14 protein-coding genes are annotated in these 17494 nt (G+C 42.5%); 2 read left to right on the top strand and 12 right to left on the bottom strand.

All coding sequences use genetic code 11. The features are described 5' to 3' along the window. Positions 1-19: 19 nt before the first annotated feature. The 9 genes from ACS8FB_RS12090 to ACS8FB_RS12050 all read right to left on the bottom strand — a co-directional run bounded on the left by ACS8FB_RS12090 (position 20) and on the right by ACS8FB_RS12050 (position 10776). Positions 20-1540, bottom strand: a complete 1521-nt coding sequence (locus ACS8FB_RS12090; RefSeq protein WP_439263245.1) for a hypothetical protein — start codon at positions 1538-1540, stop codon at positions 20-22. A gap of 292 nt (positions 1541-1832) precedes the next feature. Further along, positions 1833-2378: a DUF2726 domain-containing protein gene (locus tag ACS8FB_RS12085; RefSeq protein ID WP_439263244.1), complete on the bottom strand. Its 546-nt coding sequence runs from the start codon at positions 2376-2378 to the stop codon at positions 1833-1835. 287 nt (positions 2379-2665) lie between these two features. Then, a complete protein-coding gene (locus ACS8FB_RS12080) occupies positions 2666-3853 on the bottom strand; it encodes a LysM peptidoglycan-binding domain-containing protein (RefSeq protein ID WP_439263243.1) in 1188 nt (395 codons plus the stop codon). Between the two features lie 206 nt (positions 3854-4059). Beyond that, complete coding sequence (gene folC / locus ACS8FB_RS12075; RefSeq protein WP_439263242.1) at positions 4060-5433, bottom strand: bifunctional tetrahydrofolate synthase/dihydrofolate synthase; 1374 nt, start codon at positions 5431-5433, stop codon at positions 4060-4062. A gap of 254 nt (positions 5434-5687) precedes the next feature. Further along, positions 5688-6638 carry an acetyl-CoA carboxylase, carboxyltransferase subunit beta gene (gene accD, locus ACS8FB_RS12070; protein ID WP_439263335.1) on the bottom strand — a complete coding sequence of 317 codons (951 nt, stop codon included), beginning with the start codon at positions 6636-6638 and terminating at the stop codon, positions 5688-5690. Between the two features lie 254 nt (positions 6639-6892). Further along, positions 6893-7717, bottom strand: a complete 825-nt coding sequence (gene trpA / locus ACS8FB_RS12065; RefSeq protein ID WP_439263241.1) for a tryptophan synthase subunit alpha — start codon at positions 7715-7717, stop codon at positions 6893-6895. Between the two features lie 19 nt (positions 7718-7736). After that, the gene (locus tag ACS8FB_RS12060; RefSeq protein WP_439263240.1) at positions 7737-8660 is read right to left on the bottom strand and encodes a hypothetical protein; all 924 of its coding nucleotides are present in this window, start codon (positions 8658-8660) and stop codon (positions 7737-7739) included. After that, a complete protein-coding gene (trpB, locus tag ACS8FB_RS12055) occupies positions 8650-9924 on the bottom strand; it encodes a tryptophan synthase subunit beta (RefSeq protein WP_439263239.1) in 1275 nt (424 codons plus the stop codon). The genes ACS8FB_RS12060 and trpB overlap by 11 nt, the downstream gene beginning before the upstream one ends. A 150-nt stretch (positions 9925-10074) precedes the next feature. Beyond that, positions 10075-10776, bottom strand: a complete 702-nt coding sequence (locus ACS8FB_RS12050) for a phosphoribosylanthranilate isomerase (RefSeq protein WP_439263333.1) — start codon at positions 10774-10776, stop codon at positions 10075-10077. A gap of 171 nt (positions 10777-10947) precedes the next feature. Between ACS8FB_RS12050 and ACS8FB_RS12045 the strand changes: the two genes are divergently transcribed. After that, positions 10948-12567, top strand: a complete 1620-nt coding sequence (locus ACS8FB_RS12045; RefSeq protein ID WP_439263238.1) for a cryptochrome/photolyase family protein — start codon at positions 10948-10950, stop codon at positions 12565-12567. Positions 12568-12575: 8 nt separating this feature from the next. Here ACS8FB_RS12045 and ACS8FB_RS12040 read toward each other — a convergent pair whose 3' ends face one another. Further along, positions 12576-13337: a DUF4230 domain-containing protein gene (locus ACS8FB_RS12040; protein ID WP_439263237.1), complete on the bottom strand. Its 762-nt coding sequence runs from the start codon at positions 13335-13337 to the stop codon at positions 12576-12578. 544 nt (positions 13338-13881) lie between these two features. On the opposite strand from ACS8FB_RS12040, the gene ACS8FB_RS12035 reads away from it, so the two are divergent. Then, entirely contained in the window at positions 13882-15606 is a 1725-nt protein-coding gene (locus ACS8FB_RS12035) for a proline--tRNA ligase (protein ID WP_439263236.1), read from the top strand. A gap of 119 nt (positions 15607-15725) precedes the next feature. Here ACS8FB_RS12035 and queF read toward each other — a convergent pair whose 3' ends face one another. Further along, positions 15726-16610 carry an NADPH-dependent 7-cyano-7-deazaguanine reductase QueF gene (gene queF / locus ACS8FB_RS12030; RefSeq protein WP_439263235.1) on the bottom strand — a complete coding sequence of 295 codons (885 nt, stop codon included), beginning with the start codon at positions 16608-16610 and terminating at the stop codon, positions 15726-15728. Between the two features lie 105 nt (positions 16611-16715). Continuing rightward, the gene (locus ACS8FB_RS12025; protein WP_439263331.1) at positions 16716-17489 is read right to left on the bottom strand and encodes an ABC transporter permease; all 774 of its coding nucleotides are present in this window, start codon (positions 17487-17489) and stop codon (positions 16716-16718) included. Positions 17490-17494: the final 5 nt, after the last annotated feature.

Here is a 17494-nt window from a genome sequence, read left to right as displayed (position 1 = left end):
TCTCAAATACATAACATCATTAGCCTAGAGGAATAAAGCTATTGTCTTTAAATTTAGCGCCTACTTTACCGTTGTTCTGTAATAACTCACCAAAGACCTTGCCGTTGACCTTAATATCAGCAAACTTACCAGTTTTGTTGTCTTGTATGATGAATTTATTATCGACATCGAATTTTAGCTTAATAGCGGCATTGTTTTGGGTAATATCAAGTTGTGTACACTTGCAGCTAACATTATATTGAGTATCTAAGATAGTTTTACCTGTCACATACAGACTTTTACCGTCTACGCTTGCTTTCAAACCTTGCAGTTCTACCACATCACGCGCTGTACGTTTTAGGTTCGCTTGAATATCTAAAGGTATAATTGCAGTCGAAGTCGCAGTCTCTTTTGTCACGTTACCCTTAAGAGACATGACAATTTCTACTCCAACGAACTTACCAGCAGCCTCTTCAATATTACCTTCTTGGGTCACTTTGATGACGTTTTTGATATCGGTTTCATTAGCAACCGCGTTTAGCGAAATGGCGACATCTGTTGCAGGCTTTTCTTTGAGTAATTCGCCCGTCAGCTTAATAGCGGTTGGCAAAGTTCTGACCACCAAGGTGCCATCAGCAAGCTTGCGACTCATATCTAAAAACCCTAGCTCAACGTCACGGGCTTCAATGATACTATCGTTAGCTTTAAGTTTTACATTATCCAGTTTAATGACCGCTTTTTCTAAAGTAATGCCGGCTCTATTGACATCATTTATATCAAACTCATCATTAACCAAGACTTTATCACTGAATTGCGCATTAACCGTTGCGCCTTGTGAAGTTGAGCTCAAAACGACAGCGTCCGCTTCTGAACCAATGTCAAGACGATTAAAGCCATAACGGCCTGTAAAATCATCAGTACTAGTATTAGAAGCCAATGAGTTTTCAAATTTATCGTAGGTTATCTTGAAAGAATCTTTGGTGACTGTTGTATCTGTAACGTTGGTTAGCGGATTATAGTTATGTTCCAAACGTTCACTATTCACAAGCGTAGTGCCAGACAGTTTGAATTTACCATTGGTATCAAGCGTTGCAAGAAAATCATCGCTTGGCTGTAGCTTATCGTTATAGAATCTGTCCCAATAAAAATCGCTGTCCAATCCTTTATCTATTACTTCTTGCAGATCACCCTGATCTCTTAATAAAGCGACATCTGCTGCATCCAGTTTTGCTATTGAATTCTCTTTCATGTATCCATGTAAACCTTCAGCAATCTCAAAGGTTAGGTTGACTCGGGCTTGCTGCTGTTCGGTCAAAATCTCACTAGCGTCTTCATAAGCATCTTCGATTGCTTTGTTATCTAAAATAAACTGCTTTGCAGTATTGATGATGCTTTTAGCTTGTTCAAGCTCAGACAGTTTATTGTTTACAGGAGGCTTAGAAGGTACAGCTGAGCCATTATTGTTAGAGGCCGTAGTGCTAGTATTGTCACTATCGCTACCGCACCCTGCTAATGCTAAAGTGCTGGCGAATGCTAGCGCAGTCAGTTTAAAAAACTTCATAAAACAATCCTTTATTGGTAAGACCTAGTTGAGGTAATGACAGTAAATGTGATTTGAATAGGTAATAGTTCGACCTAACACTAACAAAACTTTAGTCAAAACTTATGTTCACTAATCAATAATGGAATAGTATAATTATTTACTGCCTAAGTCCATACAATAATCCGTTGTATTGTAAAAGATATTCAAACGTTGGCAAAGAAGTCTATGGGTTTGTTTCATAATAGAAAGAAGCCAGATACAAGCAGTACCTGACTCTGATGAACTGACAGTCAATGAATTAGCAATAGTATTACGCTTCATAAGTTTCAATAACCTGCATCAGCTCGTATCTCAGTATATCGACACTTGGTATGCGCTCAGCATGAAACCTGACAATCGGGATCCCTGCGCTTGCTAGCGCTTTGTCCTTTTTGTCATCAGCCTTTTGTCTTGATTTACTAGTATGCGTCCAGTCGTCAAGCTCGATGGCAACCAATGTCGTCTGCGCATCGATATCAGTAATAACATAATCGACACTTTGACGGCAGATACGGTTGAACCAAAAGCTACGCTCAGAGGCTTCTTCACTATCAGCATTGATGATACGAGAAAGTTGAACTTGTACAAATATATGATATTCAGGCAGTGCGTTTTTGAGCTTTTGAAAAAATATGACCTCAGTATCTGTCATGATAGGCATCGGTGCAAACGGCCAAATAGCCAGGTCGTCACCGCGTACAGGAGCTGGATTAGGTTCGGTATTTTTATGAGCTTGATGTCTTGATAATAGCTTTGGTAAGACAATGAACCCCAAAAAACCTACGGCTAATACCAAGAACACAATGCCAAACGACATAATCACACCTTATAAAGTTTTAAAACGATCAACTTTAGAGGTTTCTAAATAGTCAATCGTAACGTAGCAACCATTATTGGCTAACACGTTCTACAGAGAAAAGTAAATGAGCCATAAATAGGGCTTATATTATCTAAGCAATACTATCTGAGCTAATAATTAGCTACAATTTATAAATTAAAAAAACACGACAGCAGGTGTCGTGTTTTGAATGTTATGTGAGTAAAGGTATTATCAAAATCTAGTATATTAACCAGCTTTTATATTCAATAAAATCTATCGAAAATTTAACGCCAATACAGTACCCACGCTCCTGAGGTGTCAACTTGAGAATCTGTATTAATCTTATCCTTTAGTGCCAATGCAGCTACTTTTCCGCGCTCAGGGCCGACGATGACGCGTACACCGCGACTAGTAACACTGGTTTTGACTTGATAGCCGGCAGCTTTAAACTTTTTGGCTACTTCATCAGCTGAAGTCTGATTGCTTGCCAAAGCGACCTGTACCCCGAAGCTGCCTTTCGCATCAGTTTCTCGAACTTCTTTACGCGCTTCGCGTAGCTTTTGTTGAGCTTCTCGTTTGGCATCAGCGGACTTTTTGGCGGCAGCTGCTTCACGCTCTAAGCGCTCAACCTGCTTGCGTGATGGAATAGTTAGCTCTTGTCCGACTTGTAATGAAGTAGATGAGGATATATCGTTGGCTTGAGCCAGAGCTTCAACTGGCACATTATACTGGCGTGCTAGTTTGATTAAACCATCACCTCTTTTGACAGTATAATCTGTAGGGGCTGTCGGTGCAGCTGTTTTGCTGGCTTGCTCTTCAGCCTGCTTCTGCTGTTTGGCTGCTGCTTGTGCTTCTGCCTTTTTCTTAGCATCAGCTTTTTTCTTAGCTTCTGCTTCTGCTTCTTTTTTAGCCTGAGCTTCAGCTTGCTCTTTTGCTTCAGCTCGCTTTTTGTTATCTGCTAATTTTTTTGCTTCGGCCTGTTGAGCAGCTTTTTTGGCTTCTTCTTTCTCAGCCGCTTGAGCTTTTTGTTTTTCTTCATTGGTTGTGTTTGTTGTGGCATCAGTACGCGCTTGCACAGTTGGTGTTGTAACTGTTGAGCTATTTTCTACTTTCGTATCCTCATCCTCTGCTGGCATAGCGTTGGCAACATACTGCTGGTTTTCTGCACGAGATTTCGCCAGTGCCTTTGCTTCTGCACTCTCCTGCTCTGCCAAAAACTGCTGAGCGCGCTTCTCTTGTTCTGCAACACGAGCCGCACGTTCTTTTTGCTTTTGTGCCAAGATACGTTTTTCAGTTTCGATATCTGTGGTTAATGGTTCTACAGTTGTTTGTTCAGTTGATGATTTTTCGACGATAGCAGCGGGCGTTGCTGGCTTATCATTAGTACCGATTTGTTGCACCATGGCGTATAGCATGACGCTACCGCCTATAATCATCCCGATGCCCAATAAGGCTTGTCTCGAAAAATTCATCCGTTTACGTCTCTTAGTTGGTTAATAAGGTTGATGGCTAGGCATGACCAGTCTATATCGTCATCTTACTTTACTGCAAAAATTACTGCAAAAATTGTGTCATGTTTATAAAACGCTTTGATTATAAAACATATTTTTCACGCTGTCTGCTATCAGGCATCTGTTAATGCAATTTTTGGACGTCAATCAGCTCTAGGAGATTATAATTATTCGTTTACATCGAGGGTGGTAAGCGCTTCACCGATGGTATGAAAAGAGCCACATACTACAATTAAGTCTTGCGCTCCACTGTCTTCGATTACCGCTTGCGTGGCCTGTTGTAAATCAGTATAAACATGTATAGCAGTATCTTCTACGTATGCAGCCAATGCCGCTTGCAACTCCTCCATACTCGCTGCACGAGGATGATCAATCTCTGCAATATACCAATCCGTAATGGGTAATTTGGCTTGCGTTAAATGCTCGACCACCATCTCAATATCTTTATCTGCAAGCATAGAAAACAGCAGCTTAATAGAAGCCATTTGTCCATCATTTAAGACCGCTAGATGCTGTTGCCATAATGGCTTGAGCTGATTTAATAAAAACGTCACGCCCTGCTCATTGTGTGCCACATCAAACAGCCACTGGCGATCAACCATTTGACGATAATCAAAGCGTCCGGCAAGCTTGACTGTCTGTAGTGCGGTTTTGATAGCGTCAATACCGATATCAAGTGGACTTGCCAGCACCGCGGATAGCGCATTGGCAGTATTTACCAATGATAGCTTGGGTTGTGGCAGCTGCAAAGTTATAGCAGCATTGCTATATTGCCACGTGGCAGCGCTAGTGACTATATCCGTTTCTATATCTGGCACGCGATAGCTAAAATCGCGTCCCGCTTGGTAACAGACAACATTATGATCATCGATTTTTTGTTGCACGCTGGCGGGCATGTCAGTTGCACCAAAAATTAATGGAATACCATCACGTAAAATGCCCGCCTTTTCAAAGCCTATAGCATCAACATTATCGCCAAGCCAATCTACATGATCGATGCCGATATTGGTAATCACGGCTAAATCTGCATCAATGATGTTGGTCACATCCAAGCGGCCGCCCAATCCCACTTCTAGCACCCACACATCACAATCAGCTTCAGCAAAAATCAAAAGCGCTGCCAAAGTCGTTATCTCAAAAAACGATAACGTTAAATCGCAAGCAAGCCGTGCCTGCTCAACCTTCTCGAAAGCAGCAATCAAGGTCCGATCGCTTGCCATCTGACCATCGATACGCACGCGCTCATTAAAATCAACCAGATGCGGCGATTGATATAACGCGGTTTTGTAACCAGCTGCGCGGCACATATCGCTGATAACGGCAGTCGTTGAGCCTTTACCATTGGTGCCTGCGACAGTGAAGACAAAGGCATCGTCTTTTGCTGATTGCACCACGCCCAAATAATTAGCCACTGGCAATACACGTGATAATCCCATATCAATAGCAGAAACATGAATCTGCTGCATATAATCTAGCCATGCAGTCAAGCTTGATTGTGCCGTTGGACTGGTCACGGTAGTAGCGTGATTCGATGAGGACATAAAAACACCTTAAAGTAAAAAGCAGCCAAGATATACAGCTGCCAAAAGCGTCATTATACAATGCTTATAACCATATAATGAGTTCAGTATAAAAATGATACGGCAGGACTGATATCTAATGTATCCACCTTATTTGAAATCGACCATATTCAAACCCCAAAAATTAAAAATAGCATTTATCATCAATGACGATAAATGCTATTTAAAGGGTAAGCCAAACATGCGACATACAAAAACTTAAGTACTCACACAATTTAGGCGTCTACATTATCCGTATGCGTAAGCTTAGCTAGCAGACGATAAATGGTATCAATCATCTGATGACGATGTACCACTTCATCAACCACGCCATGCTCTAACAAAAACTCAGCACGCTGAAACGGCTCTTCTAACGTCTCGCGCACCGTTTGCTCGATCACGCGCTTACCTGCAAAACCAATCATCGCTTTTGGCTCCGCCAGATGAACATCACCAAGCATGGCAAGAGAAGCGGTCACCCCGCCATAAACTGGATTGGTCAGTACTACGATATATGGAATACCAGCGATTCTCAGACGCTCAACAGCAGCGGCAGTACGTGCCATCTGCATTAAGGACAGTAAACCCTCTTGCATACGCGCGCCACCTGAGGCTGCAAAACATACCAAAGGTTTTTTGTCTTTGAGTGCTTTTTCAGCAGCTTGTACAAACCGATCGCCAACGACCGATCCCATAGAACCACCCATAAAGCGAAAATCAAAGGCGCAAGCAACCACATCAAGGTTACGTAGCTTACCGTGCAAAACAATTAGAGCTTCTGTCTCGCCAGTCTTAGTCTTAGCCTCAGTCATGCGCTGGGGATATGGTTTGCTATCTACAAACCCGAGAGGATCTTTAGCGCTAAATTCTTGTCCAAGCTCTCCATCTACTTGATCCAAAAACCACTGTAGACGTTCACGCGCAGTCATTGGTAGATGATGATCACAGTGAGGGCAGACATAACAGTTAAAAATCAGTGCTGTATTGGTAATCATTGAATGACAGTTAGTACATTCTGTAGATGGCTCAGTTTCAACTGCAGTCAGCGTAGCGGTTAATTGCTGCTTGATACCCGGTACTGGGCGATCAAACCATGATTGACCAGCTTGATAGTTGTCTGTAGCAGAGCTAGCATCATCACTTTGAGTTTCAGGTTTTTTTATAGTATCAGTCATATTATTCGCCATTGTTGAAGGCTTATCGGCAAGCTTGCTCATTTACTTGTCCTTAAGAGTTTAATTGTTGTCTAGTCTAGGAAGCAAATACAGCCATAACATGAGCAGTTATGACTAACACGGTAGCTTATTCGCATTACTATTATCTATGTCATGATAAACAATAAGCTGAATAAATCGAGTAATTGTAACAAATTATACATCATGTTAGTTTACACACGTAAACTAAATATAGCAAAGTGATTTACTGCTATTATCATCATTACTTAGGCACTCAAACTGTCTAATGCACCGCGCAGCTCATCCATTTTTGTCATGATTTTTTGCTGTGCATTTGCGACTGCAGCGGCATCATTGGCATCGATATCGGCAAAGTTCTGTACCAATGCACTACCGACGATGACGCCATCTGCATGAGTACCGATCGCTTTTGCAGACGCACCATCACGGATACCAAAACCGACGCATACTGGCAAATCGGTCTCTGCTTTAATCGCTTGAACTTGAGTCGCTACATCGTCAGTATCTAGTGTGGCTGAGCCCGTCACGCCTTTTAGTGATACATAATAAATATAGCCGCCACAATGAGTCAAGACTTGCTCACGGCGCTCAGGCAAAGTGGTTGGCGATAGCAAGAAAATCTCATTCATCGCATGCTCAGTCAAATGCTGAGTGAAGCTGCCCGCCTCTGCTGGTGGCAAATCTACCATTAATAAGCCATCAACGCCTGACTGCTCACACAATGCGACAAAATTGTCATAGCCGATGATTTCAACAGGATTGAGATAACCCATTAAAATGATTGGTGTCTGCGTATCTGTTTGACGGAACTCTGCAACCATTTTTAGTGCGTCACGAGTACTGGTACCGGCTGCTAACGCTCGCTCACCCGCCAAGGCCACAGTTGGACCATCAGCCATAGGGTCAGAAAATGGTAAGCCAACTTCGATCATATCTGCGCCATGCTTCACTAAGTCATGTAGCAAGCCAACAAAGTTACTAGGATTGGGGTCGCCTGCCATTACATAAGGAATCAGGGCTTTTTTGTTTTGTGATTTTAATGTTTCAAAGGTGCTTTCAATTCGGGTCATAATGGTTCTCTTATTAAATTTATTCATTATCAATGATATGGACTTTGTCTCTTGGAAGTATAATTTTTACTTTATCTACAACTCCATGCTCACTATTCTTTGGAAATAGAATCACAATATTATCGCCTAAACCTTGCATTAACACATCGACATTATCAGTCCTAACATAATGGTTTCCGAAATTACTATCGCTTGATTTAATACCATATTCTATTAAGTATTGATTGTATGGTTCTTGAACATGGACTGATACATTGTCGTTAGCAAGACTTAGTATCTGCATAGAGGAATTGATAAATCCTTCAACTTTCATACCTGAAAAAACCAAAAGTAGAACTGTTATCGAAAATACAGTTATATTCAAAAACTCTTTCTTATTGGTAAACTCCAAATCTGCAAGACCTAATCCTTTGTTGAGTCTTTGCTCTTTAATCTTAATGGAACTTATTTCGTAAAAAAAAACTGCTATGAGAAATATACCTAGAACACTTAAAATATCAAGAACTTCTATTATATTTGACACGAGCATAAAACTTAACCACAAGGCAATAAAGATAGATTTAAATACTGTATCTAAATTAAATCTGTATTTTCTATACATAATATTAGAAAATACTATGATTTTTTTAAATTTAAAAACCTTTATATTCACATAAAGTAAAAGCCCTAAAGTAATATCAAACAACATTTTAATAGCTGATAAGGTTAAACAATAAAATATACCGAACACTACTGTTAGGGCAATAAATATAAAGGTATCACTGATTGAAAGATCCGTAGGGAAATATCCGATTTTGAAACAGTAATACAACATTATCCCTCCACCAATCAAGGTGGAGGTCTTAAACCCAGTGGATGCAACAACGCTTATCAGTTTCTCAAAGTTTTCACTTTTATTATAAACCGCTGTGAGATAAGACTCTTCATTAAAATTAGGCTTCAATCCCTTCTGCCTTCATCACTGAATGCAAATCTTTGTCACCGCGACCTGACATGTTAACGATAATCGTCTGATCAGGAGTCATGGTTTTAGCCAGTTTCAATGCATAAGCAACGGCATGAGCAGTCTCAAGCGCAGGAATGATACCTTCTTTACGCGTGGTTTCATGGAAGCCTTTTAGCGCTTCTTTATCGGTACAGCCAACATACTCAACGCGCTTCATGTCTTTTAGGAAGCTATGCTCTGGACCAACGCCAGGATAATCAAGACCCGCTGAGATAGAATGCGTCTCTTGAATCTGACCATCATCATCGGCCATCAGGTAAGTACGGTTACCGTGTAATACGCCGATACGACCAGCAGCCAATGGCGCTGAATGACGACCTGACTCGATGCCATCGCCTGTTGCCTCGACGCCATACATTTTGACGTCAGTATCGTTCAAGAAGTCAAAGAACAAACCAATAGCGTTTGAGCCACCACCGACACATGCAACCAACGCATCCGGTAATTTGCCTGTTTTTTCTAAATGCTGAATACGCGCTTCTTTACCAATAATCGCTTGAAAATCGCGTACGAGTAGCGGATATGGATGCGGCCCTGCAACCGTACCGATGATGTAATAAGTGGTGTCGACATTGGTCACCCAGTCGCGCATGGCTTCATTCATCGCGTCTTTGAGCGTGCGTGAGCCAGAAGTGACTGGCACAACCGTTGCACCAAGCAAGCGCATACGATAGACATTCATCTTTTGACGCTCGACATCGTCAGCCCCCATATAGACGATACACTCTAGCCCCAAGCGTGCGGCAATCGTCGCCGTTGCCACGCCGTGCTGTCCTGCACCAGTCTCAGCGATAATACGTTTTTTGCCACACATTTTGGCAAGCAGCGCCTGACCAATGGTGTTATTGACTTTATGCGCGCCTGTATGGTTTAGGTCTTCACGTTTGAAGTAAATTTGCGCACCGCCAATCTCGTCACTCAAACGCTTAGCATGATACAGCGGCGTTGGGCGACCGACATAATTCACCAAATCGTTGTGATACTCCTCCCAGAACGCTGGATCTGCTTTGACTTTGGTATAAAGCGTTTCTAGCTCTTCTAGGGCAGCCATTAGCGTCTCAGAGACAAAACGCCCCCCATGTACACCGAAATGTCCGCGTGCATCAGGATATTGGTTAAAATCCTGTACATTTTCAGGATTGGTAAAAGTATTTACAGATTGTGCGGTAGCAGATAAATCTTTGTTCGCGACATGACTCATGATAATTCCTACTGTAATAAGTGGTATTTTTTAGATAACTATAAAGAAGATAATAAAAGGGATAACAATCTAATAAGATTTAAGCAGAAAAATCGGAATAACGATTAACTAAGCAGAGTATGTATAGCAAACAACTTGATACAAACCCACTTAAATGGCGCCAGTGACCGTAGCGTTTTGCCATCGATCGCGCTTGACCGCTTTCATAAAGGCACGCATTTTGGCAACATCTTTTTTACCTTTATCGATCTCGATACCACCACTCACATCGACACCATAAATAGGCAAATCTAATGTAGCGGCCACATTATCGGCATCAAGTCCACCAGCCAACACAATCGGCAGTGCGCTGTCATGTGGAATGAGGTTCCAGTCAAAACGTGCGCCTGTACCGCCATACTTATGCTGATGGTAGGCATCTAATAAGATGCTACTCGCCCCTGCTGCTGCAAATTCGTCAATCTGAGCACTGACACTAGCAGCACTATCCGTATCAGCATTAACGCGCAATGCTCTGATCCAGCGTTTATTGACCGTACTTGCCAGCTGCTCACACTGCTCAGGCGTTTCATCGCCATGGAACTGGATAATATCAAAAGAGACGTCATTTGCTAAATTGATCAGCTCATCTTTGGGCATATTGACTACCAATGCCACCACGCTGACAAAAGCAGGTACAGCAGCGCTCAGAATTTGCGCTTGCTCTATTGTGACCGCGCGGGGGCTTGGTGGATAAAACACCAAACCCACTGCGTCTGCACCTAATTGTGCCGCAGTCTGTATATCATTAAGCTGAGTAAACCCGCAAAACTTAACGTGCATTTTGTGACCTTGCGTTTCATGGTGCTGAATATGACACCGATTATAGCGGTATCAGACAGGTTCAGGCTAAAGTTAAATCGTTAGATGTGATGAGGTTTTGTTAACCAAACGGCAAAGCCATTGCATCCAAAAACTTATCCTAGCATACTTTTATCCTTAGTTTCGTTTACGATTGCGATTGATTGATATAGGGATACCTTGATGTCTAAGACTGCACAGACAGCGGCGAATAATACTAATACTGACGACAATGCTACTAGCAAAAATCCACCGCATTACTTGATGTGGTTTCGTCGTGACCTTCGTATCCATGACAATACCGCTCTAGCAGCGCTGTGCGAACGTGCAAAGGAAGAAAACGCCTCGGTGTCTGCCGTATTCTTTTTGACGCCTGAGCAGTGGCAAGAACATGATACGTCCCTTGTGCAAGTCGACCATATTGCCCGCACGCTACCTATCCTAGCAAAGGACCTGCAGTCGCAACTGAACATCACTTTAACCGTGCAAATCTGTCCAAGCTTTACTGACTGTATAGAAACGCTCACAACCTTATGCAAAGATAATGAAATCAGTTGCATCATGGCCAATCATGAGTACGAAGGCAATGAGATTGATCGTGATGAGCAATTGAGTAAGCAACTTGCAAAAGATAATATCGAGTTCGTCCGCTGGCATGACCAATGCATTTTGCCACCGCAAAGCATTACGACCAATGATGGCGACAGCATGTATAAAGTCTTTACGCCATTTTATAAGAAATGGCGACATACGTTAGACGTTAGTACCATTCAAATGCATGAAGCACCCGCAGTGGATAGCAACTATAAAATCAAACTAAAATCATCGCAAACGTTTGCCAATACAGTCGATGATATCGAAGCACTAAGTAAAAAAATGCTCAGTGACTACCAGCAAACACTAGAAAAGAACAAGTCATTACAACATATCAATATGACAGCCCAGATTGACCAGGCAAGAGACGCTTATCCTGCTGGTGAAGATGCTGCTTGTCAGCGTTTAAAAGAATTTGTCGCTAATGATATAAATAACTATGATGTCAGCCGTGATGTCCCCCATTTACATGCAACCAGTCAGCTATCGGCTTATCTTACTATAGGGTCTATTAGTCCTAGATTTTGCTATCTACAAGCAAGTAAAGCACAAGAAAAGCTACACGGTAATGATGGCGATAATGAAGACATCAATCGCTGGATAAGCGAGCTTGCATGGCGAGATTTTTATCGTCATGTACTAGTGGACAAACCAGCACTTGTCTGTCACAAGGCTTATAAAGAAGAAACAGATAACAAGATCAATTGGTCATACGATAGCGATGATTTTGAGACATGGTGCACTGGTAAAACAGGCGTACCATTAGTCGATGCAGCGATGCGCTGCTTAAATGCGACGGGGTTTATGCACAATCGACTGCGCATGGTCACCGCCATGTTTTTGACCAAAGACTTGCTGATTGATTGGCGCTTAGGAGAGCGCTACTTTATGCAGCAGCTCATTGACGGGGATTTTGCGTCCAATAACGGCGGTTGGCAGTGGAGCGCGTCAACAGGCACCGACTCAGCGCCCTACTTTCGTATTATGAATCCCTTTAGCCAAGCCAATACGCATGACTCTAAAGCACTGTTTATTAAAACTTGGCTACCAGAGTTAGAAGATATTCCTACTAGCATCTTGCATAGCGAAGACAAGATGCGCAAAGAATTGGCAAAAGGTGGCAAGTTTGCCGATATTGACTACCCTGCGCCGATGGTCGAGCATAAATCGGCACGCAAGCTGGCTATTGCCGAATTCAAAAAAGAATAAATATTAGCTTAGCTATTGGTAGTGACTGGCAGTCGGCAAGCCCCTGCTCCTTGTGTGGTCACAGTCACCACTGCGCCAGTCATCGCAAACAATTGTTGCAGCTGCATTTGGGCATTTTTTAGCGCCATATTCATCACATCACCTCGGCACGCACGCTCCAGCACTTCTTTTTTTGCCATTGTCTGTGCTTGCGCGAGTATCTTAGGATCAACCTGCATCAAACCAAAAGCACCTGTTTGCCAGTCATAGATTTCCAAGTCGTCTAGATACACTGAAAATATCTCTGATGGCGGTAAGGTAATGTTGATTTGCGGCATCATCGCGGTATTATTGTCGCTCGCCGTCTGTGCTTCATCTTCACCTACGTTAGACTCTTCAAGCTGTACGACTTGTACCATCTCAGGCGTCAACGCGCTCAAATCTATACCCGCATCTACCCGACCACGAGCAATAAACAAGCCTTTTTGCTCATCTTGCCAAAGTTTCATCCAGCTGCCCTGTCGCTCACTGGTAATCACTGTATCCACGCTAAAAGCTACGGTCTGCAACCGATTTAACTGTTGAATCTGCGTCACCACACCTTCACGAGTGACGGTTTCAATCGGTTCTTCTACCGTCCGCTCATTAATAGTATAAACAGCAAAAGCTAAGGCCGTAAAACTAATAATTAACAATATCCATGTCGCTATTCCAGTAGGCTGTTTTGGTTTAGGGCGCTTACTAATATTGTCGCGAGCATTACTAGGTGTACGATTATCAGAAGTTGTCATATGCGCTACCTTTTATATTGTTAACGGCACTCAAAAGACGTTATTTACAAATGCTAAATTAAGCACGGCTCTATAGCATAAATGACGCTTTTCAAAATGACTTCAAGTATTAGCTACTAATCTTCTACACAATTGCTTAGTCCACAATTTTACAAACTCAACCGCTTTTAGACTTACTACAATTCTCACCGACGACGAATACTAAAACTATCAGATATTTGCTTCATTTTTTGTCCTATATTGAAGTTTGTATAGCGTTCTATTGTAAAAGACAAAAAGTCATTGCGTATGAGGCAAACTTTACCTAACATAGTCTGATTGCATCGATGAAATGTCAACGTATATAGACTACCTGACATTAGCCTGTTTTTAGATAGGTTTTGAACAAAAAGCTTGACTATAAATTGCTAATTTATACACTGTCACGTCGATCAAATCATTAGTTATATCAGGTTATATATTAAAGGCAAGCTTGTAGCAGCTATCTAACGCTCAGCGCCTTATTTATTATTTATTTTATCGTTGATAAGGTTCCGCTTTATTTATGAAAGCCAGTCAATTCTTGTTCGCCACTCTAAAAGAGACCCCAAGTGACGCCGATATCGCTTCAAGCCAATTGATGGTGCGTGCCGGCCTTATTCGTAAAATTGCTTCTGGATTATATATCTGGCTGCCTATGGGGCTACGCATTTTACAAAAAGTTGAGCGTATCGTCCGTGAAGAGATGCAAAATATTGGGGCTCAAGAGGTACTTATGCCCATGACCCAGCCAGCTGAGTTATGGGAAACTACGGGTCGCTTCGACGACTATGGACCAGAGCTATTACGTTTTAAAGACCGTCATGAGCGTGACTTTGTATTGGGCCCTACTCATGAAGAGGTCATCACCAACCTTGCTCAAGGTGAACTACGTAGTTACAAACAGCTGCCAATCACATTTTTTCAAATCCAAAGCAAGTTTCGTGATGAGATTCGTCCCCGCTTTGGCGTGATGCGTGCGCGCGAATTTACTATGAAAGATGCTTACTCGTTCCATGTCGATCAAGTTTCGCTCGCTAAGACTTATCATGATATGTATGAGGCTTATACGCGTATCTTTACCCGCTTAGGCTTAGACTTCCGTGCGGTACAGGCAGATACAGGCTCTATCGGTGGCTTTGCCTCGCATGAGTTCCATGTGCTAGCCGATAGTGGCGAAGATGATATCGCTTTTTCTGATTCCTCAGACTATGCTGCCAACGTTGAGCTTGCCGAATCTATATCATTCAATATGGCTGAACGCCAACCGCCAAAGCAAGAGCGCGAAGACGTGCTCACCGAAGGCATGACCACTTGTAAGATGGTCGCTGAACACTTGGATATCCCGCTTGCCGATACGGTTAAAACCTTAATCGTTCATGGTCATAAAGAAGATGATACACCGCAGCTCATCGCTGTCGTACTACGTGGTGATCATCAGTTGAACACCATCAAAGCTGAGAAAATCGAAGAAGCCAACGTGCCACTAACTTTGGCCTCTGATGAAGAGCTCAAAGCAGCGGGTCTACAGAAAGGCTTTATCGGTGTTGATTTGGATATGCCAGTCTTTGTCGATCGCTCGGCGGCGACCTTGTCAGACTTTGTGACAGGTGCTAATAAAGTAGATAAACATACCGTCGGCATGAACTGGGCACGGGATGCACGTATCACACGCATTGTAGATGTGCGTAATGTGCAAGAAGGAGACCCCTCTCCTGATGGCAAAGGCACACTAAAAATCAAGCGCGGTATCGAAGTTGGTCATATTTTTCAATTGGGTGACAAGTACTCCCAAGCGATGAATGCTACCGTATCTGGTGAAGATGGTAAGCCAGTTACCCTTATGATGGGTTGCTATGGTATTGGCGTTAGTCGTATCATCGCTGCTGCCATCGAGCAGAACAACGATGAGAACGGTATCATGTGGCCAAAAACGCCATCAGTTGATGACTCAATTGCACCTTTTGAAGTGGCCATCATTCCGATGAAGTCGAAAGAAGAAACCGTCATGCAAACGGCAACAGCTCTGTATGACGAATTAAAGGCTCAAGGCATTAATGTGTTACTTGATGACCGCAACGAGCGCCCTGGGGTCAAATTTGCCGATCTTGAGCTAATTGGCATCCCGCATCGTATCGTGGTCTCGGACCGTAACTTGGCTGAAGGTAAGTACGAATATGTCAATCGCCGCGAGACAGAAAAGCAAATGCTAAGCCGCGAAGAAGTTATGGCAAAAGTAAGTAGCAAGTAGCTTTTCTGATAAAAAATGTACTAAAAAAAGCGCCTATTTCACTTGATGAAATAGGCGCTTTTTTTATTTTATAGTAGGTCGGCTATATAATCTAAATTATACAAAACCAACCCTATCAATTACTGACGAATCAAACGACTTGGTTTAGGTAATAAACCTATGTCACTGACGCGGCAAGGATTGATATCGATACCACCGCGGCGCGTATACCAAGCACGAACCATCAGCTCTCTTGGTTTATAACATTCACTCAAATCAGCGAATATCTGTTCGACACATTGCTCATGGAAGCCATTGTGCTGACGGAAGCTCAATATATAACGCAGCATATTCGCATTATTAAAAAATTTGTCAGTAGTAATCGATACAGACAGAGTTCCCCAATCTGGTTGATTGGTCACCGGACAATTACTACGCAGTAGATTAGAATAAAAGGTATACGGCTGAGTACCATCACTTGCCACGCTTTCACTGCTCGCTTCTACTTCGTTTTCACTCAGCAATGACGCATCAGGATGTTCAGTTAATGCAACTTTGTCCATGTTGCCTGCTAGTGCTTCATCAATGCAAACACCATCAGGCCGAGAAATCAACAAACCTGTCGTTTTATCATCCAAACCACCCTCTAAGCCAAACAACTCAACCTGTACTTCAGCTTGCACGCATGCTGATAAATCTTTAGCAATCAACGCTTGTACGTCGTTCCAGCTGGCAAATTCGGTAAAGTTAATGCTGTTTAGGTACAATTTAAGTGATTTTGATTCGACAATGAATGGTGAGCTGGCAGGAATACCAAAGCGGGCGATGGCAACTTGAGAGATACCTTGCAGGTTTAACCAAGACATCTCAAAAGCATGCCACCAATCTACACCAACTGCCAACTTATCATCATGCCAGCCAATTGCATCACGTCCCATACGACGAGCAATGGGATATAGTGTCTCTGGACTATACTCAGTTGGGTAGTCGGTGGTTTGTTCACCTAAAATACCGTGAATACTCATTTAACTTCCTGATATTAAACCGTTAATAATTTATGTCCAAGATGACAATGTACCAAAATAACAATCACGCTATCTTTTAAAGTGCCACTTTTTAGATAATAAGGTTTACAAGCGCACGCGCGATCCATTACTGAGTAAGCGATAGGCAATGGTATAAAATATCGCGCAGAATACAAAAATCGCGACCATCGAATACCAAACATTGACATCTGAATATCCCAAAATACCGTAGCGGAACGAGTTCACCATATAAACGATGGGATTTAATAACGAAACGTTTTGCCAAAATGGAGACAAATTCTCCATCGAATAAAACACACCGCCAAGATAAGTAAGCGGAGTCAATACAAAGCTTGGAATGATAGAGATATCATCAAACGAGCGCGCAAATACGGCGTTGATAAAACCACCAAGCGAAAACAAAATGGATGTACCCAATACCGTAAATATCGTCACGAATAAATGCTCAATACCAAGGTCTGTAAAAAAGAGCGCCACTATCGAGACAATAATACCGATTGCCAGTCCGCGAAAGATACCACCGCTAATATAACCCATCAAAATAGAGTGCTTAGAGACGGGTGAAACGAGTAGCTCCTCAATACTAGCCGTAAATTTGGCACTAAAAAAGCTTGAGACGACGTTAGAGTAGCTATTGGTAATAATCGACATCATAATCAGACCGGGAACGATAAACTGCATATACGGCACACCGCCCATCTCCCCCACGCGCGAGCCAATCATCTTACCAAAAATGACAAAATACAGGCTCATTGTGATAACTGGCGGCAACAATGTCTGAGGCCAAATGCGTAAAATTCGGCGTACCTCTTTTAACCATATGGTACGAAAAGAAATCCACTTTTTGCTCCATGACATTGCTT

The sequence above is a fragment of the Psychrobacter sp. 1U1 genome, assembly GCF_051847535.1.
Lineage (GTDB): Bacteria > Pseudomonadota > Gammaproteobacteria > Pseudomonadales > Moraxellaceae > Psychrobacter > Psychrobacter saeujeotis.
The sequence above is the reverse complement of the archived record's forward strand: the minus strand, read 5'-3'. Positions and strand labels throughout refer to the sequence as shown.

What these genes read in the sequence shown, in the direction of transcription:
- ACS8FB_RS12040 (WP_439263237.1), bottom strand. Translation starts at nt 13,337, where the DNA reads ATGACAACTTCTGATAATCGTACACCTAGTAATGCTCGCGACAATATT.
- ACS8FB_RS12085 (WP_439263244.1), bottom strand. Translation starts at nt 2,378, where the DNA reads ATGTCGTTTGGCATTGTGTTCTTGGTATTAGCCGTAGGTTTTTTGGGG.
- ACS8FB_RS12080 (WP_439263243.1), bottom strand. Translation starts at nt 3,853, where the DNA reads ATGAATTTTTCGAGACAAGCCTTATTGGGCATCGGGATGATTATAGGC.
- queF (WP_439263235.1), bottom strand. Translation starts at nt 16,610, where the DNA reads ATGAGTATTCACGGTATTTTAGGTGAACAAACCACCGACTACCCAACT.
- accD (WP_439263335.1), bottom strand. Translation starts at nt 6,638, where the DNA reads ATGGCGAATAATATGACTGATACTATAAAAAAACCTGAAACTCAAAGT.
- folC (WP_439263242.1), bottom strand. Translation starts at nt 5,433, where the DNA reads ATGTCCTCATCGAATCACGCTACTACCGTGACCAGTCCAACGGCACAA.
- trpA (WP_439263241.1), bottom strand. Translation starts at nt 7,717, where the DNA reads ATGACCCGAATTGAAAGCACCTTTGAAACATTAAAATCACAAAACAAA.
- trpB (WP_439263239.1), bottom strand. Translation starts at nt 9,924, where the DNA reads ATGAGTCATGTCGCGAACAAAGATTTATCTGCTACCGCACAATCTGTA.
- ACS8FB_RS12045 (WP_439263238.1), top strand. Translation starts at nt 10,948, where the DNA reads ATGTCTAAGACTGCACAGACAGCGGCGAATAATACTAATACTGACGAC.
- ACS8FB_RS12090 (WP_439263245.1), bottom strand. Translation starts at nt 1,540, where the DNA reads ATGAAGTTTTTTAAACTGACTGCGCTAGCATTCGCCAGCACTTTAGCA.
- ACS8FB_RS12025 (WP_439263331.1), bottom strand. Translation starts at nt 17,489, where the DNA reads ATGTCATGGAGCAAAAAGTGGATTTCTTTTCGTACCATATGGTTAAAA.
- ACS8FB_RS12035 (WP_439263236.1), top strand. Translation starts at nt 13,882, where the DNA reads ATGAAAGCCAGTCAATTCTTGTTCGCCACTCTAAAAGAGACCCCAAGT.